Annotated in this window: 1 protein-coding gene; it reads right to left on the bottom strand. The window is 55.4% G+C overall.

The window, feature by feature from the left end:
• Positions 1 to 1,291, bottom strand: a 1,291-nt coding sequence (locus ABZS61_RS34835; RefSeq protein ID WP_356430545.1) for a DNA phosphorothioation-associated putative methyltransferase, incomplete at its 3' end; no start/stop codon positions are given.
• Between the last annotated feature and the right edge of the window lie 59 nt (positions 1,292 to 1,350).

Below are 1,350 nucleotides of genomic sequence, written 5' to 3'. Positions count from 1 at the left end.
CAAGTGACCCGCATGCATCGACAAGGTCGACAAACTCCTCTGCCTCATCAGGCATCGGCGCCCGCCCAAGCTGTAGCAGCTTAGCCCATAAGCGATCAAATTCGCTCTGGTTCGCGCTGTAGAGCGCGACCGACGCCTGAATACGACGCCGGGGAGCAGGCGGATGCATCCGACGGGTTTGCGCGACTCGAAGATAGACCCGCGACGAGCGCTGACGATCCAAGCGAAACCGCTCTTCAAGTTGATCGCTGGCAAACACGAAAGCTATTCCGGGCGCCACCAGCAATGCAGGGCGTTGGAGCACGGATTCGATATACGACTTTAATTCAGCCTGCGAGAAGTATTTCTGAAAGGTTCGGCGTGAAGTGAGATAGCCGTCTCGATACGGTTGCCCTCGATTGCTTGATCCGCTTTCTGTCATCACTGCTACAGACAACGCAACACGAGCGAGTCCATATGCACGACTTAGTGTTCGATCGCGCTCCTCGCGATCTTCGATGACGTTCAGAACAAATCCCAGGCTGACTAGATCGCACCCGACTATGGGAGCCGCTGCAGCAAAATGGGGATCCCATCCGCTTGCGCTGTACCCTTCATTGTTTAGCCCGTCGATGTCGTCGCCCTTCCCACATCCATAGTCGAACAGCGACTTATCTTTTGTTAGCAATCCGAATCTAATTAGCGCCTGTATCGGTGCTGACAACCCTGAACGAGTCAGCGCTGTTCTATATCTCTCAACGGTAGCCGGCCGCGGCCCGACTACGGATTCTGCAAAGTCTTCGCCGACAAAGTTGCCTGAAGGTACGAACACCCCTCCGATCAGCTCATATCCTGCTGCGGCTATTCGCTGAAGCCAATCGTTGCGAAATCCGATCCTAAAATTCTCGTCAAAAAGACCGATTGCCTCTGCATCCGCGGTGATGCGACTCCAGTGGCTACGGCGCGCGTCATCCAGATGGAGAAGAAGTTCCTTCCGGTGCAGAATCGGCGGATTGAGGGAGGAACGAAAATCACGGATGCTGAACTGAGGTTCCGGGTCTAGTTTCACGAGGCAGCTCGACGCTAGACACGGAAACGGCTCGATTTCGAACAAGGGATAGTCTAGGAAGGCAACTTCCCGATCCACAAGAGATAACCTGACCACATTCCATTGCGGCTCGGCTTGAGCGATAACTGCGAGGGCCTCACGGAGGAGCTCGATCGACGGTGAGTCGATGTCTAGCGCGGCATCGCGATGGACGTACAGACTCGAGCCCACTCGCTTGCCTGCAGTGTTGGCACGCCGATTCATCAAACCTCTCCTCAATACAGACTGCAAAGCTGTACGCGGGACCTTCACGGTCACCGGTC

It is taken from the genome of Streptomyces sp. NPDC005566 (assembly GCF_040605575.1).
In the GTDB taxonomy this organism is placed as follows: Bacteria; Actinomycetota; Actinomycetes; order Streptomycetales; family Streptomycetaceae; genus Streptomyces.
This window is presented reverse-complemented; position numbering and strand designations above follow the sequence as displayed.